The organism is Pseudomonas mohnii (genome assembly GCF_900105115.1).
GTDB lineage: Bacteria > Pseudomonadota > Gammaproteobacteria > Pseudomonadales > Pseudomonadaceae > Aquipseudomonas > Aquipseudomonas mohnii.
In genome coordinates this window covers 6032110-6058414 of sequence record NZ_FNRV01000001.1, presented here as the reverse complement: position 1 = coordinate 6058414, position 26305 = coordinate 6032110, and the positions used below count along the sequence as shown (strand labels likewise).

The window sequence follows — 26305 nt, the reverse complement described above, 5'->3', positions numbered from 1 at the left end:
AAGGCGAGCTCACGCCCGCCTCGCTGCAAGATGGATCAGACCAGCTGTTCAAATTCCGGCACGGCTTCGAACAGATCCGCCACCAGGCCGTAATCGGCCACCTGGAAGATCGGCGCTTCTTCGTCCTTGTTGATCGCAACGATCACTTTGGAGTCTTTCATGCCGGCCAGGTGCTGGATCGCGCCGGAGATACCGACGGCGATGTACAGCTGAGGCGCAACGATCTTGCCTGTCTGACCGACCTGCATGTCGTTGGGTACGAAGCCTGCGTCGACCGCGGCGCGCGAAGCACCCACGCCAGCGCCCAGCTTGTCGGCCAGGGCGTACAGGTGTTTGAAGTTGTCACCGTTCTGCATGCCACGGCCGCCGGAAACGACGATCTTGGCAGCGGTCAGTTCCGGACGATCGGACTTGGCCAGCTCTTCGCCAACGAAGCTGGAGATGCCCGCATCGTGAGCAGCGCCAACGGCTTCAACAGCAGCCGAACCACCAGTAGCGGCAACCGGGTCGAAACCGGTAGCACGCACGGTGATCACTTTGACCGCAGCGCTCGATTGCACGGTCGCGATGGCATTACCGGCGTAGATCGGACGCTTGAAGGTGTCAGCGCTTTCTACCGAGATGATCTCGGAGATCTGGTCAACGTCCAGGGCTGCGGCAACGCGCGGCAGGATGTTTTTGCCGTTGGAAGTGGCAGCAGCCAGGATGTGGCTGTAGCCCTTGCCCAACTCGGATACCAGCGGGGCGACGTTTTCCGGCAGTTGGTGAGCGTAGGCGGCGTTATCGGCCACCAGCACTTTCGCCACGCCAGCCACTTGTGCAGCGGCTTCAGCCAAGGCGCCAGCGCCCTGACCTGCAACCAGTACGTGGATGTCACCACCGATTTCGGCAGCGGCAGCAACGGTGTTCAGCGTGGCCGGAGCCAGCACTTTGTTGTCGTGCTCGGCAATAACCAGAATTGTCATTTAGATCACCTTCGCTTCGTTTTTCAGTTTCTCGACCAGCTCAGCCACCGACTTGACCATGATGCCGGCACTACGGGAAGCCGGCGCTTCGACTTTGACGGTCTTGTTGGTGGAGACGGTGGAAACGCCCAAGGCGTCCGGAGTCAATGTCTCAAGAGGCTTCTTCTTGGCCTTCATGATGTTTGGCAGGGACGCATAACGCGGCTCGTTCAAACGCAGGTCGGTGGTGACGATGGCCGGCAGTTTCAGGGAAACGGTCTGCGCACCGCCGTCGATTTCGCGGGTGACAGCCACGCTGTCGCCACTGATCTCGACTTTCGAAGCGAACGTGCCCTGACCGTAGCCGCTCAGTGCCGCCAGCATCTGGCCGGTCTGGTTGTTGTCGCTGTCGATGGCCTGCTTGCCAAGGATCACCAGCCGGGGCTGTTCCTTGTCGACAACGGCTTTCAACAGTTTCGCAACGGCCAGGGACGTCAAGTCTTCGGCGGATTCAACGAGGATGGCGCGGTCGGCACCCAGAGCCAGCGCGGTGCGCAGCTGCTCCTGAGCGATGGACGGGCCTACGGAAACGACGACAACTTCAGTCGCGACGCCCTTCTCTTTCAGGCGTACGGCTTCTTCCACTGCGATTTCGCAGAATGGGTTCATCGACATCTTGACGTTGGCGAGGTCGACGCCGGAGTTGTCCGCCTTGACGCGAACCTTGACGTTGTAATCGACCACCCGTTTGAGAGGGACCAGGATTTTCATGTGCATTCTCTATTTGGTGATAACAGGAAAAAAGGCCGAAATGACCTGCCACTCCACTCTTGTTCCCGCCTGAAAAAATGTCAACATCTAAGGCATCAATAACTGACATTTTGTTATTTTTTTGATAAAAAGCCAGCTATAGTATGAACGTCACCCTTCGACTGAATCCTGGAGGTACACCCCATGCTTTACGCCTATCAACAATATTTGATGGCCTGTGAAAAAGCAGGCATGGCACCGAGATTCCTGAATGCAGAGCAAACAAATGGCCTGATTGGGCTGCTTCAGAACCCACCAGCATTTGAAGAGGCTGTGCTGGTCGACCTGTTTGCCAATAAGGTTTCGAGTGAAACGAAAGCTATGAAGCTGAAAAAGAGTTATCTCCAGGCAATTATCTCTGGCGAAATCTACTGCCCAATCATTGGAAAGCAACGGGCCAGCGAGATGCTGGAGCAATCGCCGGACGATGCCGAACTCATGTAAGGGATTTTCCAATGCCTCGCTTCAGACAGCGTGCCTCGGAGGAGCTTCAGGCTGGGGACAGCTTCACAGCTTCCCGCCGCTTTAACCTTGAAGACATCCAGCTTTTCACGAGATTTTCTCGGGACTATCAACCTGCATTTTTCGATGCGTGTTGTGCCGAGGCCGCTGTTTTTAAAGCACGTGTTTCCCACGAGTTGTTGACGGCCAGCCTGGTCACCGAAATCGGCAGGAAAATTGGCTGGGTAGGTGACCGCATCACCCTCCACTTCACGCAGCCGGCCTATACCGGGGACATGATCACCTGCCACTGGGTCATCAAGACTTTGGGCAATCAAGGCCGTGCAATCGCCAAAATCACGATGACCAACGAAGCGGGAATGACAGTAATGGACGCCGAAGCCTGCGGGGTTGTTTCGTCGCTGGCCGGTCACAACAATAAGAAAGGGTTGTCTGCCCCAATATGAATATCCTTTACGACGAACGCGTTGACGGGGTTCTCCCCGCCACCGATAAACAAGCGCTTTTGCAGGCATTGCGCGAGCAAATACCAGACCTGGAAATCCTTCGCAGCCGCGAAGAACTCAAACCATACGAGTGCGACGGTTTATCCGCCTATCGCACGACGCCAATGCTGGTGGTGTTGCCCCGCGAAATCGAGCAGGTCGAAAAACTGCTGAAGATCTGCCATCAGCAGCGTGTTCCGGTGGTTCCTCGCGGAGCCGGCACAGGCCTGTCGGGCGGTGCACTGCCACTGGAAAAAGGCGTGTTGCTGGTGATGGCGCGCTTCAACAAAATTCTTGAAATCGATCCTGCCGGGCGGTTTGCCCGCGTACAACCGGGAGTGCGCAACCTGGCGATCTCTCAGGCTGCCGCCCCCCATGGTTTGTATTACGCCCCAGACCCCTCCTCGCAAATCGCCTGTTCCATCGGCGGCAACGTCGCGGAAAACGCTGGCGGTGTGCACTGCCTGAAATACGGTCTGACCGTGCACAACCTGCTGAAAGTGGAAATGCTCACGGTGGACGGCGAACGCCTGACCCTGGGCTGCGATGCCCTCGACTCGCCAGGTTTTGATCTGCTGGCACTGTTCACCGGCTCCGAAGGCATGCTCGGGGTGATCACAGAGGTGACCGTCAAGCTGCTACCCAAACCACAATCAGTCAAGGTGTTGCTGGCAGCATTCGACTCCGTGGAAAAAGCCGGTCGTGCAGTCGGCGATATCATTGCTGCCGGTATCATCCCCGGTGGCCTTGAGATGATGGACAACCTGGCCATTCGCGCCGCCGAGGACTTCATCCACGCCGGTTATCCAGTCGACGCCGAAGCCATCCTGCTGTGCGAACTTGACGGCGTCGAGGCCGATGTCGACGACGACTGCGAGCGCGTCCGACGAGTGCTGGAGCAAGCCGGTGCCACCGAAGTGCGCCAGGCCAAAGACGAAGCCGAACGCGTGCGCTTTTGGGCCGGACGCAAGAATGCCTTTCCCGCTGTCGGGCGCCTCTCGCCGGATTATTACTGCATGGATGGCACCATCCCGCGCCGCGAGCTGCCCGGTGTTCTGCGGGCAATCGCCGAGTTGTCCGCCGAATACAACCTGCGCGTCGCCAACGTCTTCCACGCCGGCGACGGCAACATGCATCCGCTGATTCTGTTCGATGCCAATACCCCTGGAGAACTGGATCGCGCCGAAGCCCTGGGCGGCAAGATCCTCGAACTGTGCGTGAAGGTCGGTGGCAGCATCACCGGCGAACACGGTGTGGGCCGGGAGAAAATCAACCAGATGTGCGCCCAGTTCAGCAGTGACGAACTGACGCTGTTCCACGCGGTCAAGGCTGCCTTCGACCCCAGCGGCCTGCTAAACCCCGGAAAGAACATTCCCACCCTGCATCGATGCGCCGAGTTCGGCGCCATGCATGTGCACATGGGGCAGTTGCCCTTCCCTGAACTGGAGCGTTTCTAATGCCTGGCCAACATTCCAACGACGCTGGCGCAGCGCTTTTGCAACAGGTTGAGCATGCCCTGCGCAACCATGTTCCATTGCGCATTCAGGGAGGTAACAGCAAGGCTCATCTGGGTCGCGAGGTGCGCGGTCAACTGCTCGATACTCGTGCGCATCGCGGCATTGTGACCTATGACCCTACGGAACTGGTGATCACGGCACGCGCCGGCACGCCGTTGGCCGAATTGAACGCAACGCTGGACGCCGCCGGGCAAATGCTGCCGTGCGAACCACCCCACAGCGATGACGGAGCGACCCTTGGTGGCATGGTTGCGGCCGGCCTGTCAGGGCCACGCAGACCGTGGGCCGGCTCGGTTCGCGACTACGTGCTGGGAACCCGCGTCATTACCGGTCATGGCAAGCATCTGCGCTTCGGTGGCGAAGTGATGAAGAACGTGGCGGGCTACGACTTGTCGCGCTTGATGGCAGGCAGTTTTGGCTGCCTGGGGCTGCTGACCGAAGTGTCCCTCAAGGTCCTGCCAAAGCCGCGACACAGCCTCAGTATCACCCTGGAAATGAGCACCGAGCAGGCCCTGCTGAAACTGGCGCAGTGGGGGCAGGAACCCATCCCCATCAGCGCGGCCAGTCATGACGGACAACGCTTGAATCTGCGTCTGGAGGGCGGCGAAGGCTCGGTAACGGCGGCGCATGATCGTTTGGGCGGCGAACTGCTCGACGCCGGTTACTGGAGCGAACTGAACGCCCAGCGCCTGGCATTTTTTGCCGATGACCGCCCGCTCTGGCGCCTGTCACTGCCGACCCACACCGGCCCTTTGAGCCTGCCAGGCGAGCAATTGATCGATTGGGGCGGTGCCCAGCGCTGGCTGAAATCCAGCGCCAACGCCGAGACCATCCGCGCCATTGCCAGTCAAGCTGGAGGAAATGCCACCTGCCATGCAAATGCCGAGCAGCCCTTCCAGCCACTGGCGGCACCGTTGCTGCGCTACCAGCAATCGCTCAAGTCACAACTGGACCCACAAGGGATTTTCAATCCAGGCCGAATGTACGCAGAGATCTGATCATGCAAACCACCTTGAGCGAAAAAGCCCAGCGACTGGAGCGCGCAGAAGAAGCCGAAAGCATCCTGCGCAGTTGCGTACATTGCGGTTTCTGCAATGCCACCTGCCCGACCTACCAACTGTTGGGTGATGAACTGGATGGCCCGCGCGGGCGCATCTACCTGATCAAGCAAGTGCTGGAAGGCAACGAAGTCACGGCCAAGACGCAACAACATCTGGACCGTTGCCTGTCGTGCAGAAACTGTGAAACCACCTGCCCATCCGGCGTGAACTATCACAACTTGCTGGACATTGGTCGTGCCGTGGTCGATCAGGCAGTGCCGCGCAGCAGGGGTCAGCGCATGTTGCGCCATGGCTTGCGGGCTTTGTTGCCCAACCCACTGCTGTTCAAGCCCTTACTGAAAATCGGCAATAGCTTGCGCCCCTTACTGCCGCAAACCGTAAGACTGAAACTGCCGCGGCACATTACCCAAGCGAAGCCCAGGCCGACGCGAACGCTCGCACGAACGATGTTAATGCTCGAAGGCTGCGTGCAGCCAAGCTTGTCCCCGAACACCAATGCTGCCACCGCGCGGGTGCTGGATCGCTTGGGCATCAGCATCACGCCAATCAGCCAGGCTGGATGCTGCGGCGCGGTTGACTACCACCTCGACGCCCAGCAAGCGGGGCTGGAGCGAGCCCGGCGCAATATCGACGCCTGGTGGCCGGCTATCGAAAGTGGTGCCGAAGCCATCGTGCAAACCGCCAGCGGCTGCGGTGCTTTCGTCAAGGAGTATGGCCATCTGCTCAAGCATGACCCGGCGTATGCCCAGAAGGCGGCCCGGATCAGTGCCATGAGCAAGGATCTGGTCGAGGTCCTGCAAACGGAGCCTTTGGAGCAACTTGGCGCTCGCAGCGAGCAACGCCTGGCCTTCCATTGCCCGTGCACACTGCAACATGCCCTCAAGCTCGGCGGCGCGGTCGAAAGCGTTCTGACTCGCCTGGGATTTCATCTTACCGCCGTGCCCGACAGCCATCTTTGCTGCGGCTCTGCGGGCACCTACTCAATCACTCAACCCACGCTTTCGCGCCAGCTGCGCGACAACAAGATGAAAGCGTTGGAGAGCGGCTCACCCACCGTTATTGCCACCGCCAACATCGGTTGCCAAACCCACCTCGACAGTGCCGGTCGCACCCCGGTACGGCACTGGATCGAGGTGGTCGAAGATGCCATTCACTCACAGGAAAACCCATGAACAGCAAAGCCGTATTGAGCCAGAAAGAAGTCGGCCTGATCCTCGCTGCCGCGCGCAGCGAAGCCCAGCTCAACCAATGGAATGTCTGCATTGCCGTGGTGGATGATGGCGGTCATCCGCTGGCCCTTGAGCGCTTGGACGGTTGCGCGCCAATCGGTGCTTACATCGCCACGGAAAAAGCCCGGACGTCGGCCCTCGGTCGACGCGAGTCGAAAGGCTATGAAGAGATGGTCAACGGTGGGCGTAGCGCATTCCTCTCGGCGCCGCTGGTGACGTCCCTCGAAGGTGGCGTACCCATTGTTGTCGAGGGTCAGGTCGTGGGCGCGGTCGGCGTTTCCGGCGTCAAGGCCGACCAGGATGCACAGATTGCCGCAGCCGGCGTCCGAGCCTTGAATTGAGAGAAGAACCCATGACTGATTACGTAAAAATTCACGGGCTGCAGGTCGCGCCTGCCCTGCAGGCATTTATCGATGAAGAAGTCCTGCCCGGCACAGGCATTGACGTCCAAACCTTCTGGAGCGGGTTCTCCGATCTGGTCCAGGAATTGGCGCCGACCAACCGGGCTTTGTTGGCCGACCGCGAACGTTTGCAGCTGGAATTGGACATCTGGCATAAAGCCAATCCAGGCCCCATCACCGATATGCCGGCGTATCGCGCGTTCCTGTCCTCAATCGGCTACCTGCAACCACAACCTGCGCAAGTACAGGCCAGCACCACCAAAGTTGATCGCGAAATCAGCCAACAGGCAGGGCCGCAGCTGGTCGTGCCCGCCATCAACGCGCGGTATGCCCTGAATGCTGCCAATGCACGTTGGGGCTCATTGTATGACGCCCTGTACGGCAGCGACGTGATCAGCAGCGACAACGGTGCAGAATCGGGCATGGGATACAACCCGGTGCGTGGCGCCAAAGTTGTGGCCTTTGCCAAAGCCTTCCTGGATGAAGCCTTGCCATTGAAGTCGGGCTCACACGCCAACGCCACTTCGTACCGCATCTTAGGTGGTGCGTTGGCTGTCATACTCAAAGGCGATCAGCACACCACGCTACGTCAGCCCGAAAAATTGGTGGGTTACCAAGGTACGGCCACCGCACCGACGGCCATCGTTCTGCGCAACAATGGCTTGCATATCGAGATCCAGATCGATCCGACGAGCCCGATCGGGCGTAGCGACGCCGCTTCGGTGAAAGACCTGCTGATCGAATCGGCTTTGTCGACCATCATCGACTGCGAAGACTCCGTCGCGGCCGTCGATGCCGACGACAAGGTACGGGTATATCGCAACTGGCTGGGCCTGATGAAGGGCGATCTTTCAGAGACGCTGGAGAAGAACGGCAAAACCGTCACCCGTCGGCTCAACGGGGACCGTGTATACACTGGCGTCGACGGTACTGCCTTCAAACTGCACGGCCGCGCGCTGCTGCTCATTCGCAACGTCGGACACTTGATGACCAACCCGGCCGTGCTCTATGGCAACAATCGGGAAATTCCCGAAGGCATTCTCGACGGCATGGTCACCAGCCTGATCGCCCTGCACGATCTAAAGCGCCAAGGCAACTCGCGCACCGGCAGCGTCTACATCGTCAAACCGAAAATGCACGGGCCAGCCGAAGTTGCTTTCGCCGAGCGCTTGTTCAGCTGTATCGAAGACGTGCTGCAGCTTGAACGCCACACGCTGAAGATGGGCATCATGGACGAGGAGCGCCGCACCAGCGTCAATCTCAAGGCGTGCATTGCTGCGGCGGCGTCACGTGTCGCCTTTATCAATACAGGTTTTCTTGACCGCACCGGCGACGAGATGCATACCTCCATGGAAGCTGGCGCGATGCTGCGCAAAGGCGACATGAAAAGCAGCGCCTGGATACAGGCCTATGAGTACAACAATGTCCTAGTCGGCTTGAACTGCGGATTGCGCGGCCGGGCACAGATCGGTAAAGGCATGTGGGCCATGCCCGACTTGATGGCGGCCATGGTCGAGCAGAAAATCGCGCACCCGAAAGCAGGCGCGAACACTGCCTGGGTGCCGTCCCCAACTGCTGCGACTTTGCACGCCTTGCACTACCACAACGTCGACGTAGCGGCGATTCAACAAGAGCTCGAGGGGATTGACCTGGCAGCTGTTAGTGACGACCTGCTCAATGACCTGCTGACCGTGCCAGTTGCTGTTGACGCTAAATGGACGGCGGAGCAAATCCGCGAAGAAGTGGAAAACAACGCACAGGGTCTGCTTGGTTATGTGGTGCGCTGGGTCGAGCAAGGCGTGGGTTGCTCCAAAGTGCCAGATATCCATGATGTTGGTCTGATGGAAGACCGCGCCACACTCCGTATCTCCAGCCAGCACATCGCCAACTGGCTGCGTCATGGTGTGATTGACCAACAGCAGACGCTGAAGATCCTGCAGCGCATGGCGCATGTGGTGGATCAGCAAAATGCTGGCGATCAGCTGTATCGACCGATGGCTTCCGACTTCGAAGGCTCGGTAGCATTCCAGGCGGCTTGTGCGCTCGTGTTCGAAGGGTTGCACCAACCGAGTGGTTATACAGAGCCGCTTCTGCATCGCTTCCGTGCCGTATTTAAACAACAAAAATAAATGTTGATCGAATTCCCTTACCTTGTTGAAAAACAAAAAAACAAAGCCCTGGAGGTTCGCGGCTCCAGGGCTTCTATTTTCGCCTCCATCCCTTAATGGTTTGACGAACGTAATCAAGACATTACCAGTGTCGTTTTGATATTTCACTACGACTTAGGTTAAACGTGTTTGGTAGGAAGCATCGGAGAGAACTGCTTAACCCTTACCTATCAATGGTTCGGGATCAGCGACTTTTGGCCGATCATGGTTAGCCAAGACGGTTAATCGATACTGGAGCTCAGGAAGGGCTCGGTCAGCCGGTCGACCCGTCGCTCTTCGAGCTGCCCTGCCCTTAGTATCTCGTTTGCATGGGGATAATGGCGTAACAGCTGGCGGGCCTGACGTCGAATGGACTCTGACAGCCCGGGATCTTGTGCAAGTTCGACCAAGAGATCTCGCGTCTGAATCAGCGCTCGTGTGCGCTCACTCGGCATGGTCATTGTCTCCTCCTCTCACGAACCCTGTACGGTCTAACCGCTGAGCTTGATGGCTAGGCGTCTACTTTATTGCGCTGGTAGGGACACGTAGACATGCATAAAAAAACAATGACCACTTTGTTTTCAGAGTCCCTATATAAAATACCAGACTACCAGCGTGGCTATGCGTGGGTAGAGAAACAGTGGAATGATTTCGTCCAAGATGTTGATGCACTTGTTGACGAAAAGGTGCATGGCCATTACACCGGAACGGTGGTGATTTATGCCGGTCGTGACGCTGAGGTAGTCAACTACGGCACCCGCCGCTTGAAAGTGGTGGATGTGGTTGACGGTCAACAACGGTTGACCACCACTTGCTTGTACCTGTCGCTGATCCTTCGCAAGTTGATTGAGCACGGTCAGCTAGAATATGAACGTGAGATCCCAGATTATTTATATGCCGATGGCCGCTGCAAACTTGAGCTTAACAATGACACACAGCACATTTTCTACGACCTTCTGAAGACGGGACATCCCAACACAGAGGTGCTGACCCCACACGGAAAAAGGCTTGTTCAGGCCCACGGTTTGGCAGTTGAGGTCGACGATGCTCTAGAAATGACTGAGCAGACGGAGGTCTAAATTTACAAGCGACGGTCGCAACTAAACCGTCGCTACCCGGCCAAAAGCATACCGACTAAATCCCTCTAACGGCGCAGGTCTCCAAAAGGAGCGGTGGTATCAATGTAGCGCATGGCCGACTTCACATCTCTCCAACCGACATAGTCCATCAATTGCTTGGTGCTCCAGTTATCGTTATTCGCCCACGTAGCAAATCCACGGCGCAATGAATGCCCCGTGTAGGCCTCACCATCCAAACCACTGCACGCAAACGCCTCGCGCAATACATAGGTCACCCCATCGGGCTTGAGCCCTTGGGGACTGATCTGCCCCCACTGGTTAATCGGACGAAATACCGGCCCCTCCTGCAACTCGCTGATCGAAAGCCAGTCCTCGTAGGCCTGCACCGGACACAAACGCTTCAATGCCGGCAACAGGACCACCTGCCCGCGAAATTCTCGATCCGTCTTGCTGCTGCCCAGAAACACCTCCAACTGCTGCCCCTGGCATAACCTATTGTGCTCCACCCGCAGTCGACACAGCTCGTCGGCGCGAAACGCCCGCCAGAAGCCCATCAAAATCAGCGCCTGGTCACGGTAAGCACGCAGGCGTGCCACCGGGTGATCACTGGCGATCAGTTCCTGCAGTCCGGCGACACAGCGCTCCAGCTCGATCAACGGCAGAGGCTCGGCTTGTTTGACCAGGCGTGGGTGTTGCGCGCGGATGTTGCGCAGCACTTGGCGTACTTTTGCGCTTTTGGTGGGATCATCGAAACCGTGGCCGCGATGCCACTGCGCAAGCGCGGCCAGATGCAGGCCCAACGTGCTGCTGGACAGCGTTTCGGCATGTTCCACCAGATACCGCACCACCGTGGCACCGGACGCTGGCAAACAGGCGCCCCACCCCTGCTCGAAATACCTCAGCACGCCCTGATAGCGTCGCTGGGTGCTATCCCGCTGTACGGGCCGTAGATAACGATCCGCTGGGTCTGTCATGGGATTCCCCTCCTCGCGTACCGCGAAAAAGCCCCATTTCGAAAAACTGCTGCATAACTCTGGAGAAATCAGCATTCTCCAGAGTTATTTCGTCGCCCAGTTCGTTGCATTCCGGGCTTTTGTACACCTGTACTTCCATACTGCGTAAAACACTACGAAATCGTAGGAGGCCAAGCCATGGCTCGCGGCGGCGTCAATAAGGCAGTAGTTCAGATCGCACGCAATGCCCTCCTCGCCCGCGGCCTGCACCCCAGCATCGACGCCGTGCGTGTTGAGCTGGGCAATACCGGTTCGAAATCCACCATTCAGCGCTATCTCAAGGAACTCGGGGAGGCCGAGGCTCCTACGCCGGAAATGCCGCTGGACGAAGAACTCACCCGCTACATCGCCAGTCTAGTCGTGCGCGTCCAACAGCGAGCCGAGGAGGCTCTGGCGGCTGATCGAGCGGCCTTCGACCGTAAGCAACTGGCAGCCAGGCAACAACGGGAAGTGGAAGCAGCACATCTGGAGCATCTGCAATTGGCCCACGCCACCCTGGGACAAGCCCGACAGGCTGGCCTGGTCCATGAACAGACCTTGACCAGCCAGTTACAGGCGTGTGAAGTGGAAAGCCAGCGGTTACAGGAGGCCCATGAGCAACAACTGCGCCTGCTTGAGGACAGGGCGGGGCAGATCGTTTCCCTTGAGGATAAACACCGCCTGACTCAGGAAGCACTGGACCACTATCGGGAACAGCACCTGCTCCAGCGCGAACAAGAGGTCCAACGTCACGATCAGCAACTCCAGCAATTGCAGCGTGAGGCACGGACAAACCGCGACCAATTGCTCAGCAAACAGGAAGAACTGAGCCAGTTGTACCGTGATTTGGAGCGCATGAGCGGTGAACAACTGCGCCAGCATCAAGAGACGCGCCGCCTGGAACAGGCCCTGCAATCGGCCCAGGAGCAAGTGCAGGCAGCCGACCTCGAACATCAGAGCGATCTGCGTCAGATGCATGCCATCGCCCACAAGCTCACCACTTTGCGCGAGAAGACCAAGCAGCAATTGCTTAAACAAAGGCAGACCCAGCGCGAGCTGCGGAGCCAGACACAACAGATTACCCAGCTACAAACGCTGGTGGAGCGGTTGACTCAATCAGCGCCGACAGGCCCCGATTGACCGCTGCCCGACCATTCGCAGCCGCCTTCACCCACGCCGCCCCAAGCTACTGGCACCCAGGCACCCGGCGACCACGTATAGATAAATAGCCCGCATCGCGACCGCCTCATCAAACAGCCCTCTTCTCGCTTGCCCTTCTGCGTCGGCGTTTACCGTCCGCGGGTAATCCTTCAAGGCTTATTTGCAGCGGTGGAGATAAGTACCGCTTTTCCTTGGAGGTCAACACCCGCCGGTTCCAATCGGCATCCCAGTACAAGCCGTAGCCGGAGCTCACCGCCGCAAACCCTTCCGGATCAGCGCAGAAAAAACCGAGCGCAAGTTCACCTTCGATCTGCACCTGTTTCATCAAGTAGCGCGGAAACCCACGAAACAGGCGTACGTAGTTTTCAAATTTCTCGGTATTTACCGGCCACCACTCCATCGATACCAAGTGCCCCTCACGGAAATGATAATCCAGTAGTGGATACAGCCATTTCGCCGCGCCGGTGAATTCGCGTTGCACACAGATCAAATGGAGATAGACCATAAAGCGCGCCTTCACAAACTCGCGTGCCCAGCGGTATTTATCCAGATCACCGGCCAGAATCACTAACCAAAACCCCAGATCCCGCCAGTCGGCGGTCGTGATCCGGCGCTGCAACCGCGGGCGTTGCAGTCCATGCAATGGCTTGTCATGCAGTCTGAGCTGCATCACCAATGTCTTGCCATGATCGCTCGACACTTCTAGCAAGTGCAGAACCGCCCAGAGGGGGTTGTCCAACACCTCCTCCAGTACCGGAAATTCGTTGATCAAGGCAGTCCGCAACTTTCCTTTTGGCAAAACCCCGGTGAGATAATTCCTCCACTTACCCGGTTCCCCACCGTCAGGTCCGATCAATCCCAGCCGCGCCTCGAAGGTTACACCCCAGCACTCCAGCGCACCTGGGGTCCTACTGATACCAGCCAGAAAAATGAGTTGATTGATAAAAACAATCGCCTTGAGTCGATGGGCGAGGCGATGTACGGGGCTCGTCACTTCGACAGTCCTCCGCGCGTTAAAATTATCTAACAGCATAGCTTGCACCGCATAAACAAAATTTGATGCTGGCAAGGTAGTGGCAAGGTTACACGAAACGTAAAGACGGCCAAAAAAGTCTACCAATTGGACAGAATCGGCATAAATGAACAAAAAACTACGCCAAGATGGCGAATTTCGCCGCGGTGTTGGGAATATATTTTTTTTGGTGTTGCGCCAGAACGCCATTTCTTACCGGTAATAGGGGGCAAATAATCTCCGCACAACCCGATTCGGTTGCCACTTCCAACGCTAAACAATGGGAGAAGAACATGAGTGATGTGACGGTAAAGGCGGTAATTATTCCCAGGTCTGTGTGTTTAGGCAGCAAATGCAGCAATGCGTTGAATGGCTCGCACTCGGGAAATGGAGACGACTGCCAGTCATCCCCACCACCATCGCGCGCGCGCGTCATCCAGTTTAACCAGAGCAATTCGTTCCGTCCCGACCAATGATGGCACCTCAAGTTCGAAAACGTACATGGCGGTGCGCTGCACCTGCAGGGTGTGCAGCGTCGCCTGGTACTCGGCCCTGATCGGCGTGCTGGAGCTGATTCTAAACGGCCGCTTCACGGCACGCCCAGCGGGAGTGCGGCGGGACACAACGGCGACGGCTGCGCTTTGATCAGCCGAGAGCATGGGTTGGTTCTTTCATTTAAGGAGTCTTCGCATCATGAGCGTAAATACCACGGGTAAACACAGCCCATCTGCCACCATTCTCATCGAGACCCGGCAGATCACTTCAAACCTAGAAAAAGCAAACGGCCAACTTGGGCTACGCTGTTTCATCTCGACGGCATGGGATCTGCTACACGACTGTCCGATCGACCAACGCGTCTCTTATGATGGAACGCTGGCCAAGGCGACGATCAGGTCGCCGGAAATGCTGTCGAAGTCCTCTACCGATGCCACCGGCCGTTCGAGCCAATGCCATCTCAAGCGCTGCTACGGGTACCTCGGTATCCCCTACGAAGTATGTGTCATTCACAATGGTTGCGTCTGGTTACGGCCCATTGGACCAAGGCGACTCGCAGCCAACGTCGGGTCATATGATGCCCGTCCTTCAAAACAAGACTTGGAGCGCCAGGCCACGGCTTCAGCCTACGTGCGCGTAGAGCCGGTCAAAGGCCAGCGTCTGCGCAAATCTCGGGCGTCCTTTGCGCAGCAACCATCCGAAATTCAACGCCTGGTTGGCTATTATTTCGAGTCCTTGTACTGCGTAGCAGGGGCGACGAAGTCTGAATTGGCCCGGCGGATGCAGGCTGAAATTCAGGCGATGAACCTCTCTCGCCCTGGCGATCAGCAGTTGAACATTCCGGCTCTCAAAACATTGTGCTTGTTCATGGACGAGTACTACTTTTTTGCGCTGTCCAACGGGCGCGCTGCCAAGCGCACAATCGTCAAGCTGTTCGCTGGCATAAGCAGCAAGCCGTTTGATCGGCAGCCGATCCATACGGCAGAACAGTCGCCGCCCGAGCTTAAACAGTAACCACCACCCAAACTACGCGATACTTGCGACTGGGCTCCATGTGGGTAGGTATATGTACTGACAGGTCTGGTTTAAAAAACGACTTGCCTGTGATGTGCGCTGCGCTCACTGAATATCAGGCAATGTTTATATCGAAATGGGACAAACGCTGCCCCGTTTTGATAGGTCGCGTCGTTTAAACGGCCATGCAGCCATCTGCTGCTTTCAGCCCTGTGGACATGAATCAGGACAGGCGTGCAGTTCACTGCGCTTGTCCTGATTCTACATTCCTGAGTTGCGCTGACAGGAATGGCAACGAAACCAGGCGGTGCGTTTATCGCCGACGTCCTAATTACCCGGACGAGGTTCAGACAATGAAGACCGAACTCTTCTTTCGCCAGCCCGATTCTGTTCGCGATATCAAGGTCGAACTCCTCAAACCGAGGCGACACGGATCGCATTTCCAGCAATTGGTGGTGATCCATTCAAGAAAAAATGACAACTGTTTAAGGATGTCGCCCACCTTGTTGGATTTCTGCTTAATGCTGGAGCGCAGACGCGACATCCGCTACTACCAGCCGACCCCGTACACGTTGATACAACCCAGCCGGGCATTTCGGTACACCCCTGCCGTATGTGCCTACGGCGATGATTTGGGGCTGATCTTTTTCGAAACCACCCGATTTATGTCCGACGGCTGTGAAGACCAGCTTGTTCGTCATGAAGACTGGTTTGGGGAGATGGGTTATCCCTTCTGTCCTTGTCAGCCGTACACGAACATCAGCTACTGCGAACTGCTTCAATGGCGTTACCTCTACGGCTATTCGTTCAGCTTCAAGGCACAAGACTCCAGCGTCGCGCTGGATATCCTTAAACATCGCAACAACTGCACGGTCCAGGAGCTCTTAGACGCCGGTGCGGATTTCAGCGACATCGCCTACCAGCTCTTCTATGGCGAGGCAACGGCTGACCTGCGTCTTCCCATTACGCGCACGACAGCCCTCACATTACCGAGCGCGCGAACATGAAAAACGATGTGGGTGACCTCGAACTGATTGTTGGTGAGGAGTATCGCTACAACGGGCATGTCTACGTGATCGCGAGCGTATCGCGCGGATTCGTTGAACTGCACAGCACCACGCAACCGTCAAATATGCGCTTGCAGACGCTCGAGCGCTTGGAGCAAGCAGCCAAACGCCAACGGTTTGTACAGGTGCGTGAAGCTCCATTTTCCGGCCGATACCACCAGATCGTGGCAGCCCTCAATCCGGAAAGTCGAGCTGCACTTGATCGTCGTACTGCATACGTGCGAGCCGCCGTCGAACGATTCAAGAGTCGGTTGCCAAGGGAAGACTGTAAAGCGCTGATCGCCGAGGTAAAAGACATCATCGGAGACACCAGCCCGCCGTGTTTCAACACGCTGCGCAACTGGGTGCACCGCTATCTGGAGCGCAATGCATCGGTGACCGCTTTGATTCCCTTAAAAAAGCTGCATAAGGATCAATGGGAGCGACTGCCGGAGATCACTCGAGAGACAATCGAGGACTGCCTGGACAAGTACTACTACATTGAGGAACCGGAATCGGTCAGCGACATCATCGGGGCGATCCAGTCCGGGCTTGAACAATACAATACCCTTCGACCGCTGACTGACCAGATCGTCGTGCCGTCCGACAGTACCCTCCGTCGAAGGATCAGGGAAAGTGGTGAATTCCGCCGCCTGCTGAAACAAAAAGGCGAGCAGGAAGCAATCAAGGCCAGCCGCTGGAGCGTGAAGCTCAGGCGTCAATACCGTCTCCTGCAGCGGATTGAAGGGGATACCCATATTTTGGATATAGAACTGGTCAATGAGTATGGGGACACCATTGGCAAAGCCGCGCTCACCATCCTGCTGGACGTCGCGTCTCGACGAGTGACCGGTTGGGACATCTCGATCAATCCCCCCTCGGCACAGAAGACGATCCGCGCACTCAAGGACTCCATCCACCGGGTGGGTATCGGCGAAGAATATCGACTGGATAATGGTGCGGAGAACACCAAAGAAGATGCGCTCGATGGGCTGTTCCCCTTGCTCGGCCCCAATATCACTTACTGCCGAGTGCGCCGCCCTAACGAAAAACCATACGTAGAGCGTTGGTTTAAAACGCTGACCACGGGGCTTACACACAGACTGCGTGGCACCACCTTCTCCTGCCCCAAGGAACGAGGCGATTATCCCTCAGAGAAAAAGGCAATCTACACCCTTGAGGTCGTCAAGGAGCGCTTCGAGGATTGGCTGGAAAATGTCTATCACAAGCGTCGGCATCGCGGGATTGGTACGTCGCCAAACAAAATGTGGGCCATGTTAGCAAACAAGCAACCGCCCTTACGGCGTGTTGCTTCCGAAGACATGTCCCGCCTCTTTCTGAGTCAGACAAGCTCCAAACTCGTCGAAGGCAGAGTCCGTTTCAAAAACCTTCAGTGGAGCTGCGGTGAACTAAAAAACCTCCACGATCTGGGTACCAAGGAGCAGCTTCTCACCATTTTCTACGACTCAAGCGACCTGGGGCAGGTGCTGGTTACCCACCCTGAGTATCCCGAAAAGGTGTTTCACGCCAAGGGCTGTGAAATGAGTTATCAGGACGGTCTTACTCTGGATCTGCATCTTCTACTAAACGCCACTCAAAATAAGGAGGCCAAGGAGTTCGACTTCAGAGAGGCACGCGAGCACAGAACTCGCACTATGCAAGATCGCTACGACTACGAGCACAAACGGGGTCGCCGTAAAGCCGCTCAAACGGACGAAAAAATTGGTCTGGCACACCCTACGTCAGATACCGCACGCCGTCCCGCACCGCCCAGTGGCGCTCATCTCCCTACCACCGATATCGCGAAGTTCTTTGGTATGTACACCGCGCCCGCTGTAGGCGACATCACGGAGGTTATGAAAAATGATTGATATCACCGAACAGTTGAAGTCTTTTGAATCTCAAATCATCAATTACCGGTCCTATAACCTTGCCTACATGACTGTCATGCGATCTATTCAGGCCACGCAGATGCGAGGTATTCCTTCTTGCGTAGTTCTCGTAGGACCGTCTGGATGCGGGAAGAGCACTTTGGCAAACCAGATCATATCGACTTACCCCCCGGAGAGTTCAGAGGAAGATAATGGCGGTGTACGGAACAGACGACCTACGATGTATTGCGGGCTCCCCACCAAAGCGACGATAAAATCCTTTGCCAAAGCTCTCTTGGAATCCTTGAAATTTGAAGCCTATTCGGGGGATGCGTTCGAACTGACTCAGCGCGCTATCCGACAGATCCTCCTACAAAATGTGGAGGTGGCATTTTTAGATGAATTCCAAATGCTTGCAGACAAAAAAGCCGAACAGGCACGCATTGATGTAATCAACTGTGTCGCAAGACTTGTCGATCGTACCCGCATCCCGTTTGTCATACTTGGCACACCAGACATTGAAAGCTTCTTTTACGAAAAAGACATACTTCGTCGCCGATTTCCTTTTTTTGCCCGCCTCACACCCCTTCAACTCGATCTAACCGAGCCGGGCTCAGACTTGCAACTTGTGCTTCGAGGGCTGGATAAGAAGATGTATGAAATTGGCCATTTGAAGACAGGCGTCCATTTGCATGAGCCTGAAATCACGCTTCCATTATTTTTTGCCTCCGGCGGCATAATGGAGGATCTAAGACTGCATTTGTCGAATGCATTTTCCTTCTCCCTGTATCGCGGTGACGGAACTTTGCGCTGTGAAGACTTTTCAGATGCTTTTGAAATCACCCGTCACGACCATTGTATGTTGGCGGAAGGCAATCCCTTTGAGGTTGACAGAAACCGCTTGCTCGAAATGGCGAACAGTGAACCATGAAAACGTCGGTCTTTCTTACGGACCGTTTCCTCTGCCCGACGAAATCCCAATCAGCGGCAGGCAGCGCACCACCCAAGCAAGTGGCTTCGAAAATTGCCGCGAGCTACTGCCTGTCCTAGACAAGCGACACGCCAATCACCTGAGGGTAATTTTTTGCTGCACTGATTCGTGGTCCGTAGACCTTGCCAATAAGCGACGTCATGGGCGCGACTGACATTACCGGCCACCATCACGGCGCATAAAAGACGGACACTCTTTTCGAAAAAAATTCGCGTGTTTGCTAGAAAAATAGAGAATAAAAAAATGATCTCATATTTGGCATTCTTACCATTACCTTTAGAAAATGAAAGCCCCACGAGTGCGATACAGCGCACTGCAAGAGCAAATGGCTTTCCCACTTGTTATAAGCTTTTTGAATACTTGAGAAAAGCGACAGCACAATTGATTCGCGCGAATGTAATACTTGCTAACTCACCTGCCGCACGCGCCATTTACCTATGCGCACCCCATGCGGCTGATCGCCTTACCACAAACTTCTACCCACCCAGCCACCCATTTTTAAAGCTAACCAACGCCATGATTCACGGCATTGAAGTAGAGAAAATAAACCTGCGCTTCAACGCAACAGCTTTTTGTTCCGAATGCTTCAAAGAAGGCTGGGAGCGTTACCCGAAAGATATAACCTTGTTCGCAGCCTGCCCCTTTCACGACAAACAGTACCTTATCGATTGCCCTGAATGTGGTAAAACGTTGAATTGGCGCCAGATGCTGGAAGGACGATGCGCTTGCAAGCACTCACTCAACAGTCCTGATGCAGCGGCTCAGGACAGGAGAGACGCTCACTTCCTACTTGCCCTCTTCCGCGATGGCAAACCGGCGACATTCCATTCAATTCAAAACACCTTGAAAAGCCTGAAAAAGAACACCTACACCTCCAATCCCACCACAAAGACACACTTGACACGCCTGGCCATCGCCATTAACCGCGACGACTTAGAAGACATCATTCAATCAATACATTGCTGCCTGCCCTGCAGATCCTACGAGGACATAAATATTATCACCGCCATCCTGCAGCCCTGCATGAACATACTCACTCTCTCCAAAACGCGGCAACGCCTGGCTGCAACCCCATCGCAACAAAGTTCCTCACTTGCAGAATTCCGGATCTCGTTGCGCACCCTGCTAACCCATCTTGGAATAAATTATCAAGCCTGGTACAAAATCAAACACCGCTTTGCTTTTTTAAAACTAAAAGAATACCGACACATGCCAACAACCGGAAGGATAGACTCAGTACAGAAAGTCTTGAATTGCGCATTGCATTCCAGCTTTAACACTCTCCCCACCCAAAAGGACAAATCAGTTGTTAATCGCGACAAGCAGCTTATCTCAATAAAGGATTTTGCTGCACTCACCGGCCTACCAATCAAATCCATCCCAATACTTGCTAGAAAGACCAAGATTTTCGGAGCGATTCACAAGTCCAAATACTCCTGTCAAGTGATCGGTAAATTTTGGGCTCAGTCATTTGATGAAAAATACGTCTGTGCCCAGCAAATCGCTCGTGAACTGAAAGTAAAGTTGTACAAGGTCACCCATGCAATAGAGGCAATCAACATCAGGATACCGGAGTGTAATTTTTCTGGCGCTCCATCAATAATCCTTCGAACAGACCATGCACAGTTAATCGAACAACTTCTGCGCCCTCCTCCACTCGCCGCATCCAGCGACTTACGTAAAAAATTCAGTGCCAATCTTCCATTCGTCGAACCCTCGAAAAATATCGATCTGTTAAGTGGCGAGCAATGTGCAAATTTTTTGTCCATTGAACGCCGTGATATACACAACCTGATACGACTGGGCATCATGCCCTGCCATGTCAAGGGCCGTCACGGTAAATACCTTGTTGCGAAGCAGGATGCGCTGCAATTCAGCAACTCTACATTCAGGCCTCGCGAGCTTTCTTCCTTACTCCATATTGCGCAAACGCGTGTTGCGTTAGTGCTAGTAGCAAATGGCGTTTCGCCGATTGCCGGACCTTTGGCTAAAAACGGTCTAACTCATTTTTTCAGAAAATCGGACATTACACCCAAGCTAATTAATAAACTAGCAAAAATGAAAACACCGAAAAAAACGAACACAAAAAACATAAGACCTCTTCGAAAAGACCATTCTTCACTCGATCACCCCATCACAGCACTATGCAGAAAATACAAAATATCGAGCGAAACCTTCTATAATCGATTTTTAAAAGCAGGACTTATAGAACATCAAACACATTACGGCGAACGCTACATCTCTGAGAAAGCACATCATAAAATCGAACACCTTTGTCGAGATTATGTTACTTGCCCAGAAGCAGATGAAATGCTTTCCACCTCGCAAGGATATACTCGCTCACTTTTGAACAGTGGTCGTCTGACCTCGACTACAAATCCATTAGCTCCCACCTCTAGAATCAAATTAATCCTGAGAAGCGATATTGATGCGTACAAGCATATGAAATATCCTGCACCAACCAAAAGCGACAAATACCTCGCGTAAAACGCTACTTCGTAAAAACGCGCACACTCAAAATTTCTTGTTTCCATACATCCCATTATAAAACGACTGTGACTGTATCGCTATCTCTCCGCCCACACGTTTGTGGTGCAGTACCAATTCATGTTGACGCCAATTAACCTAGTACCATTTTTTTTGACAAAAAAATTCAACATCGCTGAAATTAATCGCGCAAACCTCAACAAAACCTGCACATCCATTCCAACGCATATTGAAAGCCTATGGTGTGGGAGCGAGCTTGCTCGCGATGGCGGCGCGTCAGGCGCCACCGTTTTTGAATCGATCACTATCGCGAGCAAGCCCGCCCCCACAGGGTTGGCGCATTGGTGTTTCATCGCCAAAGCGCAACCCCCGCTTGATAAAGGTCCGACATCATGTATTTATGATTAAAGCAAGAGAACGGGTCGTGCGGTAATGGCATTGCCAAATACGCGATCTGATGTCCCATTTGAATTTTTATGAGCCCACCCATGCCCCGAGTCTCCCGCAAGCAAGCCGACCTCAACCGCGAAATCATCGTCGAGGCGGCCACGCGGCTGTTTCGCGAGCGCGGCCTGCATGGGATCAGCGTCGTCGATGTGATGGGCGCGGCGGGCCTGACCCATGGCGGGTTCTATGGTCACTTTGAATCGAAGGAGGCGCTGGCCGTTGAAGCCAGTGACCGGGCGTTCGAACAAGTGGCAGGCCGCTGGCGGGAGCGGATCGGGACGGCCGAGGACCACGCCGCTGCACGCCGCGCCTTGGTCGAACCCTACCTGTCGACCGCCAGCCGCGACAACCCGGGTGACAGCTGCCCGGTGGTGGCGTTTGCCGGTGACATGTGCCACGAGTCCGCCGACAGCGCCTTGCGCGAGACGTTCATGACCGGCCTGAACAGGCTGCTCGACACCCTGAGTCAGCTGATGGACTCGGACGACGCCGCCAGTAACCGCCAGCAAGCGCTGGTGCAATATTCGCTGATGGTCGGTGCGTTGACGCTGGCCCGCGCCACGCGCGGCGACGCCCTGTCGGATGAAATTCTGGAGGCGGCGAAGGGCTTTCTCGGCGCGGTGCCTGCATCCCCTGCCCCACGCTGAATGCTTGGCCACCCCACAGAAAACCCTCGCCTGCCGCGCCAGCTCCTACACTGAGTGACGCGGCACCGATGTTGCTGATTGCCAGGACGTCCGGCAGCCAGCAATCTCCACCGATGTTCGAGTCCGAAATACCGATGCCCACAGGGAGCCAAGCATGCCTGCAACCGTTCTGGTACTGGTCGAAACCATCAATGATTATCTGCCCATCCTCGAACATCAGGGCTTTCACCTGATACTGGCGCCTACGCCTGCCGAACGCGCCGAGGCCATCACCCGGCACAGCGGCCAGATCAACGCGGTCCTGACCCGCGGCCCATTGGGCCTGTATGCCGATGAAATCGCTGCCCTGCCCAATCTGAAGATCATATGCGTGATCGGCGCCGGTTATGAGCATGTCGACCTGCAAGCGGCGGCCGACCGCGGCATCACCGTCACCAATGGCGCCGGGGTCAACGCCTCTTCAGTGGCGGACCATGCCATGGCCTTGCTGCTGTCACTGGTACGCGATGTTCCGCGCTGCGACGCTGCCGTGCGCCGGGGCGAGTGGCCGAAGATCATGCGCCCTTCCCTGTCCGGCAAACGCCTGGGCATCCTCGGCCTCGGCGCCGTTGGCATGGCCATCGCCAAACGCGCCGCCAACGGCTTCGACATGAGCGTGAGCTACCACAACCGGCAACATCGCAGCGACGTGTCCTACGCCTTCTGTTCCACGCCCACTGAACTGGCGCGCGCCTCGGACTTTCTGGTTATCGCCACTCCGGGAGGCCTGACCACCAAACACCTGATCAACCGCCAGGTGCTCGACGCCCTCGGGCCCAAGGGCTTTCTGGTCAACATTGCCCGGGCCAGCGTGGTGGTCACCGCCGACCTGATCAGCGCCCTGGAACAACGCCGCATCGCCGGGGCCGCACTGGATGTCTTCGATGCCGAACCTCATGTGCCGGATGCACTCAAGTCACTGACCAATGTGGTGCTCACCCCGCACGTCGCCGGATTGTCCCCGGAAGCGATCGAAGGCACGGTTGAACTGGTGGGCCGCAACCTCGTGGCGTTCTTTTCCGGGCAACCGGTGCTCACCCCGGTTGAATTGCCGACCCGCATCAGTAACGCGGTCCTGTAGGACAATTCAAACAGGCGTATCAAAAATAATGATTGCCCGGCAACACGCTCACCTATAAGGGCCGTTCATGGTTGTGGGTGCCGGGTGGGCGCATTAGATTAGTCAATAGTTTCAGGCCTCCAGAATAAGCAGAAGGGATAAGCATGGCGCTTACTGACCAGTCCACTCGTATCCGTACCGGCGAAGAACTCGATGCCAGCCTGATCGACCCATACCTCAAGGCGCACATACCCGGCCTCAGCGGCTTGCCGCAGATCAGCCAGTTCCCCGGTGGCGCGTCCAACCTCACCTACCTGTTGGAATACCCCGGACAGGAGTTCGTCCTGCGTCGGCCGCCCTTTGGCCACAAAGCCAAGTCCGCCCACGACATGGGCCGCGAATTTCGCATCCTCAACCAGCTCCGCGAGGGTTTTCCCTACTGCCCCAAGGCTTACGTGCACTGCACCGATGAATCAGTGATCGGCGCCGAGTTCTACGTGATGGAACGGGTCAAGGGGATCATCCTGCGTTCCGAACTGCCGCCGGAGCTCGGCCTGGATGCGGCGAAAACCGAAGCCTTGTGCAAGAGCTTCATCGACAAGTTCGTCGAGCTGCACCGGGTCGACTACAACGCCTACGGCCTGGGCGATCTCGGCAAGCCCGAAGGCTACGTGGCACGCCAGATCAAAGGCTGGAGCGACCGCTACGAGAAAGCGCTGACGCCCGACGCGCCACAGTGGGAAGCAGTCAAAGCCTGGCTCAACGACAAGATGCCAGCCGATCACCCGACCTCCAGCATCGTCCACAACGACTACCGCTTCGACAACGTCATCCTCGATCCGAACAACCCGATGCAGATCATCGGGGTGCTCGACTGGGAACTGACCACCCTCGGCGACCCATTGATGGACCTGGGCAACACCCTCGCCTACTGGATCGAAGCCGGTGACCCGGCGCCGGTGCAACTGATGCGTCGCCAGCCAAGCCACGCGCCGGGCATGCTGACCCGCCGCGAGTTCGTCGATTACTACGCCGAGCGCTCCGGCATCCGGATCGACAACTTCGACTTCTACTACACCTACGGCCTGTTCCGCCTGGCCGGCATCGTGCAGCAGATCTACTACCGCTTCTACCATGGCCAGACCCAGGACAAACGCTTCGCGCAGTTCATTCACATGAACAAACTGCTGGAGCAGATGAGCCTGCAGGTCATCCAGAAATCCAGCCTGTGACCGTACGCGATCCCTGCAGGAGCGAGCCTGCTCGCGAAAATCGTGAACGATAACGCGCACTGACTGGGCTCAACTGAACAGCATTGGCCGCAACCCGGCATTTGACTCGAAAACAAGACTTTTCATAAGGGAATCCCATGTCCAAGACTCAGTTGTTCGACCTCGACGGCAAGATCGCATTCGTCTCCGGCGCCAGCCGTGGCATCGGTGAAGCCATCGCCAAGCTGCTGGCGCAGCAAGGCGCCCATGTCATCGTTTCGAGCCGCAAACTCGAGGGCTGCCAGCACGTGGCCGACGCAATCATCGCCGCGGGCGGCAAGGCCACCGCCATCGCCTGCCATATCGGTGAAATGGAGCAGATCAGCCAGGTCTTCGCCGCCATCAAGGAACAATTCGGGCGTCTGGACATCCTGGTCAACAACGCGGCGACCAACCCGCAGTTCTGCAACGTGCTGGACACCGATCTGAGCGCCTTCCAGAAAACCGTCGACGTGAACATCCGCGGCTACTTCTTCATGTCGGTGGAAGCCGGCAAGCTGATGCGTGAAAACGGCGGCGGCAGCATCATCAACGTCGCCTCGATCAACGGCGTCTCGCCGGGCGTGTTCCAGGGCATCTATTCGGTGACCAAGGCTGCCGTGATCAACATGACCAAGGTGTTCGCCAAGGAATGTGCGCAGTTCGGCATTCGCTGCAACGCTCTGTTGCCGGGCCTGACCGACACCAAGTTCGCTTCGGCGCTGGTCAAGAACGAGGCCATCCTCAATACCGCGCTGGCTCAGATTCCGCTCAAGCGCGTGGCCGACCCGAGCGAAATGGCCGGCGCCGTGCTTTATCTGGCGAGCGATGCGTCGAGCTATACCACCGGTGTATCGCTGAACGTGGACGGTGGTTTCCTGTCCTGATCCCGGTTCAGCAGATGCGCAAAAGGCAGTCCTCGGGACTGCCTTTTTTGTGCCCGCTTTACTGCGTCACGCAGCGGGTGGTCGTCGTGACCCGGGTCACTTCGCCTTCGGCCTTCACATCGCCCATGACATCGGTTTTATCCAGGGTCTGGCAGGTGCGTTCAGGGGGTGGAGGCGGTGCGGCGGGAGGTGGCGGAGGCGGACTGGCACAGCCGCAGAGAATCAGGGCGCAGAGTACGAGCGACGCTGGAGCAAAAACGCGTTTCCCAAGACTTTTCATAGGATGACCCGCGAGAAAAGGATGTACACAGGGGTGTGACAACAAAACACCGCCCAAAAGTTCACGGGGCAGGTGCAGAAATATCACTTTTATACATTCTTATCGCGTAATCCGCCGTTAAGACCGGGAAAACCTGGCGATTCCTACACCACCGGGTCGGGGCGTTGCAGGCTGTTGCTCTCCAGTTCATAACGCAGCTCTTCAAGGAGCGTCGCGATCGATTCGGGCGTCTGCAGCCTCGTCATGTTCAAACCGCTGACCACCAGATCAACTTGCCCGGTCACCGGGTGATAGAGCTTGATGGTCAACGAGTGTTCGCCCGTGACCGCACATTCACAGGCCAATGGTGAAAAGGTTCGCTCAAGCTGCGTCCGCAGTTGCGCCAGGCTCATCATTGCGGTGGCCCTCGGCGGCAAACGGCTGCGCAGAAATAACGTTGTAGGTGCATGGCTGGTCCTTTTAGCGATTTCGGAGCGTGCGAATGATCCGAA

General features: G+C 56.2%; 26 protein-coding genes. 19 read left to right on the top strand and 7 right to left on the bottom strand.

The window, feature by feature from the left end; translation table 11 throughout:
- Positions 1 to 35: 35 nt before the first annotated feature.
- A complete protein-coding gene (locus tag BLV61_RS28315; protein WP_090468921.1) occupies positions 36 to 965 on the bottom strand; it encodes an electron transfer flavoprotein subunit alpha/FixB family protein in 930 nt (309 codons plus the stop codon).
- The gene (locus BLV61_RS28310) at positions 966 to 1715 is read right to left on the bottom strand and encodes an electron transfer flavoprotein subunit beta/FixA family protein (protein ID WP_090468919.1); all 750 of its coding nucleotides are present in this window, start codon (positions 1713 to 1715) and stop codon (positions 966 to 968) included.
- A gap of 183 nt (positions 1716 to 1898) precedes the next feature.
- Here BLV61_RS28310 and BLV61_RS28305 point away from each other — a divergent pair, with 183 nt between their 5' ends.
- Genes BLV61_RS28305 through BLV61_RS28275 form a run of 7 tightly spaced genes read left to right on the top strand, consistent with a single transcriptional unit; the run spans position 1899 to position 9038 of the window.
- Positions 1899 to 2198 (top strand): hypothetical protein, encoded by a 300-nt coding sequence (locus BLV61_RS28305; protein ID WP_090468916.1) that lies wholly within the window; start codon positions 1899 to 1901, stop codon positions 2196 to 2198.
- A gap of 11 nt (positions 2199 to 2209) precedes the next feature.
- A complete protein-coding gene (locus BLV61_RS28300) occupies positions 2210 to 2662 on the top strand; it encodes a MaoC/PaaZ C-terminal domain-containing protein (RefSeq protein ID WP_090468913.1) in 453 nt (150 codons plus the stop codon).
- On the top strand, positions 2659 to 4158 hold the full coding sequence (gene glcD / locus BLV61_RS28295; protein ID WP_090468910.1) for a glycolate oxidase subunit GlcD: 1500 nt from the start codon (positions 2659 to 2661) through the stop codon (positions 4156 to 4158). The genes BLV61_RS28300 and glcD overlap by 4 nt, the downstream gene beginning before the upstream one ends.
- Positions 4158 to 5216, top strand: a complete 1059-nt coding sequence (gene glcE / locus BLV61_RS28290; RefSeq protein ID WP_090468909.1) for a glycolate oxidase subunit GlcE — start codon at positions 4158 to 4160, stop codon at positions 5214 to 5216. The genes glcD and glcE overlap by 1 nt, the downstream gene beginning before the upstream one ends.
- A gap of 2 nt (positions 5217 to 5218) precedes the next feature.
- The gene (gene glcF, locus BLV61_RS28285) at positions 5219 to 6451 is read left to right on the top strand and encodes a glycolate oxidase subunit GlcF (protein WP_090468907.1); all 1233 of its coding nucleotides are present in this window, start codon (positions 5219 to 5221) and stop codon (positions 6449 to 6451) included.
- Positions 6448 to 6849: a heme-binding protein gene (locus tag BLV61_RS28280; protein WP_090468905.1), complete on the top strand. Its 402-nt coding sequence runs from the start codon at positions 6448 to 6450 to the stop codon at positions 6847 to 6849. Before glcF ends, BLV61_RS28280 begins: the two co-directional genes overlap by 4 nt.
- A gap of 11 nt (positions 6850 to 6860) precedes the next feature.
- On the top strand, positions 6861 to 9038 hold the full coding sequence (locus BLV61_RS28275) for a malate synthase G (RefSeq protein WP_090468900.1): 2178 nt from the start codon (positions 6861 to 6863) through the stop codon (positions 9036 to 9038).
- Positions 9039 to 9298: 260 nt separating this feature from the next.
- Here the strand turns inward: BLV61_RS28275 and BLV61_RS31725 are convergent, their stop codons facing one another.
- Positions 9299 to 9511, bottom strand: coding sequence for a BPSL0761 family protein (locus BLV61_RS31725; RefSeq protein ID WP_341865096.1), 213 nt, complete (start codon positions 9509 to 9511; stop codon positions 9299 to 9301).
- A 96-nt stretch (positions 9512 to 9607) separates the two neighbouring features.
- On the opposite strand from BLV61_RS31725, the gene BLV61_RS28265 reads away from it, so the two are divergent.
- The gene (locus BLV61_RS28265) at positions 9608 to 10135 is read left to right on the top strand and encodes a DUF262 domain-containing protein (RefSeq protein WP_090468895.1); all 528 of its coding nucleotides are present in this window, start codon (positions 9608 to 9610) and stop codon (positions 10133 to 10135) included.
- 65 nt (positions 10136 to 10200) lie between these two features.
- On the opposite strand, the gene BLV61_RS28260 is transcribed toward BLV61_RS28265, so the two are convergent.
- Positions 10201 to 11109: a site-specific integrase gene (locus tag BLV61_RS28260; protein ID WP_167361811.1), complete on the bottom strand. Its 909-nt coding sequence runs from the start codon at positions 11107 to 11109 to the stop codon at positions 10201 to 10203.
- Positions 11110 to 11286: 177 nt separating this feature from the next.
- Between BLV61_RS28260 and BLV61_RS28255 the strand changes: the two genes are divergently transcribed.
- The gene (locus tag BLV61_RS28255; RefSeq protein ID WP_090468891.1) at positions 11287 to 12267 is read left to right on the top strand and encodes a DNA-binding protein; all 981 of its coding nucleotides are present in this window, start codon (positions 11287 to 11289) and stop codon (positions 12265 to 12267) included.
- 109 nt (positions 12268 to 12376) lie between these two features.
- On the opposite strand, the gene BLV61_RS28250 is transcribed toward BLV61_RS28255, so the two are convergent.
- Both BLV61_RS28250 and BLV61_RS31185 read right to left on the bottom strand, forming a co-directional pair.
- Positions 12377 to 13321, bottom strand: coding sequence for a hypothetical protein (locus BLV61_RS28250; RefSeq protein ID WP_090468889.1), 945 nt, complete (start codon positions 13319 to 13321; stop codon positions 12377 to 12379).
- A gap of 118 nt (positions 13322 to 13439) precedes the next feature.
- Positions 13440 to 13754: a hypothetical protein gene (locus BLV61_RS31185; RefSeq protein WP_139213659.1), complete on the bottom strand. Its 315-nt coding sequence runs from the start codon at positions 13752 to 13754 to the stop codon at positions 13440 to 13442.
- Positions 13755 to 13993: 239 nt separating this feature from the next.
- Here BLV61_RS31185 and BLV61_RS28240 point away from each other — a divergent pair, with 239 nt between their 5' ends.
- The 10 genes from BLV61_RS28240 (at position 13994) to BLV61_RS28200 (ending at position 25534) form a co-directional block, all read left to right on the top strand.
- Positions 13994 to 14809, top strand: coding sequence for a hypothetical protein (locus BLV61_RS28240; RefSeq protein WP_090468884.1), 816 nt, complete (start codon positions 13994 to 13996; stop codon positions 14807 to 14809).
- A gap of 353 nt (positions 14810 to 15162) precedes the next feature.
- Positions 15163 to 15816 (top strand): hypothetical protein, encoded by a 654-nt coding sequence (locus BLV61_RS28235; protein ID WP_090468882.1) that lies wholly within the window; start codon positions 15163 to 15165, stop codon positions 15814 to 15816.
- Positions 15813 to 17726 (top strand): DDE-type integrase/transposase/recombinase, encoded by a 1914-nt coding sequence (locus tag BLV61_RS28230; protein WP_090468880.1) that lies wholly within the window; start codon positions 15813 to 15815, stop codon positions 17724 to 17726. The genes BLV61_RS28235 and BLV61_RS28230 overlap by 4 nt, the downstream gene beginning before the upstream one ends.
- Positions 17719 to 18657, top strand: a complete 939-nt coding sequence (locus BLV61_RS28225; protein ID WP_090468875.1) for a TniB family NTP-binding protein — start codon at positions 17719 to 17721, stop codon at positions 18655 to 18657. The genes BLV61_RS28230 and BLV61_RS28225 overlap by 8 nt, the downstream gene beginning before the upstream one ends.
- A 303-nt stretch (positions 18658 to 18960) precedes the next feature.
- On the top strand, positions 18961 to 21204 hold the full coding sequence (locus BLV61_RS28220) for a hypothetical protein (protein ID WP_139213658.1): 2244 nt from the start codon (positions 18961 to 18963) through the stop codon (positions 21202 to 21204).
- A 120-nt stretch (positions 21205 to 21324) separates the two neighbouring features.
- Positions 21325 to 21612 (top strand): hypothetical protein, encoded by a 288-nt coding sequence (locus BLV61_RS31180; RefSeq protein WP_139213657.1) that lies wholly within the window; start codon positions 21325 to 21327, stop codon positions 21610 to 21612.
- Between the two features lie 80 nt (positions 21613 to 21692).
- Positions 21693 to 22298, top strand: coding sequence for a TetR/AcrR family transcriptional regulator (locus BLV61_RS28215; RefSeq protein WP_047528246.1), 606 nt, complete (start codon positions 21693 to 21695; stop codon positions 22296 to 22298).
- A gap of 154 nt (positions 22299 to 22452) precedes the next feature.
- A complete protein-coding gene (locus tag BLV61_RS28210) occupies positions 22453 to 23418 on the top strand; it encodes a 2-hydroxyacid dehydrogenase (RefSeq protein WP_047528244.1) in 966 nt (321 codons plus the stop codon).
- 143 nt (positions 23419 to 23561) lie between these two features.
- The gene (locus tag BLV61_RS28205) at positions 23562 to 24629 is read left to right on the top strand and encodes a phosphotransferase family protein (RefSeq protein WP_090468872.1); all 1068 of its coding nucleotides are present in this window, start codon (positions 23562 to 23564) and stop codon (positions 24627 to 24629) included.
- A 137-nt stretch (positions 24630 to 24766) separates the two neighbouring features.
- Positions 24767 to 25534, top strand: a complete 768-nt coding sequence (locus BLV61_RS28200; RefSeq protein ID WP_090468870.1) for an SDR family oxidoreductase — start codon at positions 24767 to 24769, stop codon at positions 25532 to 25534.
- A 423-nt stretch (positions 25535 to 25957) separates the two neighbouring features.
- Here BLV61_RS28200 and BLV61_RS28195 read toward each other — a convergent pair whose 3' ends face one another.
- Positions 25958 to 26209, bottom strand: coding sequence for a DUF1652 domain-containing protein (locus BLV61_RS28195; RefSeq protein WP_047528240.1), 252 nt, complete (start codon positions 26207 to 26209; stop codon positions 25958 to 25960).
- Between the last annotated feature and the right edge of the window lie 96 nt (positions 26210 to 26305).

Bases quoted from the DNA above. Each gene is read 5' to 3' on its own strand.
- BLV61_RS28315 (WP_090468921.1), bottom strand. From the start codon at position 965: ATGACAATTCTGGTTATTGCCGAGCACGACAACAAAGTGCTGGCTCCG.
- BLV61_RS28310 (WP_090468919.1), bottom strand. From the start codon at position 1,715: ATGAAAATCCTGGTCCCTCTCAAACGGGTGGTCGATTACAACGTCAAG.
- BLV61_RS28305 (WP_090468916.1), top strand. From the start codon at position 1,899: ATGCTTTACGCCTATCAACAATATTTGATGGCCTGTGAAAAAGCAGGC.
- BLV61_RS28300 (WP_090468913.1), top strand. From the start codon at position 2,210: ATGCCTCGCTTCAGACAGCGTGCCTCGGAGGAGCTTCAGGCTGGGGAC.
- glcD (WP_090468910.1), top strand. From the start codon at position 2,659: ATGAATATCCTTTACGACGAACGCGTTGACGGGGTTCTCCCCGCCACC.
- glcE (WP_090468909.1), top strand. From the start codon at position 4,158: ATGCCTGGCCAACATTCCAACGACGCTGGCGCAGCGCTTTTGCAACAG.
- glcF (WP_090468907.1), top strand. From the start codon at position 5,219: ATGCAAACCACCTTGAGCGAAAAAGCCCAGCGACTGGAGCGCGCAGAA.
- BLV61_RS28280 (WP_090468905.1), top strand. From the start codon at position 6,448: ATGAACAGCAAAGCCGTATTGAGCCAGAAAGAAGTCGGCCTGATCCTC.
- BLV61_RS28275 (WP_090468900.1), top strand. From the start codon at position 6,861: ATGACTGATTACGTAAAAATTCACGGGCTGCAGGTCGCGCCTGCCCTG.
- BLV61_RS31725 (WP_341865096.1), bottom strand. From the start codon at position 9,511: ATGCCGAGTGAGCGCACACGAGCGCTGATTCAGACGCGAGATCTCTTG.
- BLV61_RS28265 (WP_090468895.1), top strand. From the start codon at position 9,608: ATGCATAAAAAAACAATGACCACTTTGTTTTCAGAGTCCCTATATAAA.
- BLV61_RS28260 (WP_167361811.1), bottom strand. From the start codon at position 11,109: ATGACAGACCCAGCGGATCGTTATCTACGGCCCGTACAGCGGGATAGC.
- BLV61_RS28255 (WP_090468891.1), top strand. From the start codon at position 11,287: ATGGCTCGCGGCGGCGTCAATAAGGCAGTAGTTCAGATCGCACGCAAT.
- BLV61_RS28250 (WP_090468889.1), bottom strand. From the start codon at position 13,321: ATGCTGTTAGATAATTTTAACGCGCGGAGGACTGTCGAAGTGACGAGC.
- BLV61_RS28240 (WP_090468884.1), top strand. From the start codon at position 13,994: ATGAGCGTAAATACCACGGGTAAACACAGCCCATCTGCCACCATTCTC.
- BLV61_RS28235 (WP_090468882.1), top strand. From the start codon at position 15,163: ATGAAGACCGAACTCTTCTTTCGCCAGCCCGATTCTGTTCGCGATATC.
- BLV61_RS28230 (WP_090468880.1), top strand. From the start codon at position 15,813: ATGAAAAACGATGTGGGTGACCTCGAACTGATTGTTGGTGAGGAGTAT.
- BLV61_RS28225 (WP_090468875.1), top strand. From the start codon at position 17,719: ATGATTGATATCACCGAACAGTTGAAGTCTTTTGAATCTCAAATCATC.
- BLV61_RS28220 (WP_139213658.1), top strand. From the start codon at position 18,961: ATGATCTCATATTTGGCATTCTTACCATTACCTTTAGAAAATGAAAGC.
- BLV61_RS31180 (WP_139213657.1), top strand. From the start codon at position 21,325: ATGTTGACGCCAATTAACCTAGTACCATTTTTTTTGACAAAAAAATTC.
- BLV61_RS28215 (WP_047528246.1), top strand. From the start codon at position 21,693: ATGCCCCGAGTCTCCCGCAAGCAAGCCGACCTCAACCGCGAAATCATC.
- BLV61_RS28210 (WP_047528244.1), top strand. From the start codon at position 22,453: ATGCCTGCAACCGTTCTGGTACTGGTCGAAACCATCAATGATTATCTG.
- BLV61_RS28205 (WP_090468872.1), top strand. From the start codon at position 23,562: ATGGCGCTTACTGACCAGTCCACTCGTATCCGTACCGGCGAAGAACTC.
- BLV61_RS28200 (WP_090468870.1), top strand. From the start codon at position 24,767: ATGTCCAAGACTCAGTTGTTCGACCTCGACGGCAAGATCGCATTCGTC.
- BLV61_RS28195 (WP_047528240.1), bottom strand. From the start codon at position 26,209: ATGATGAGCCTGGCGCAACTGCGGACGCAGCTTGAGCGAACCTTTTCA.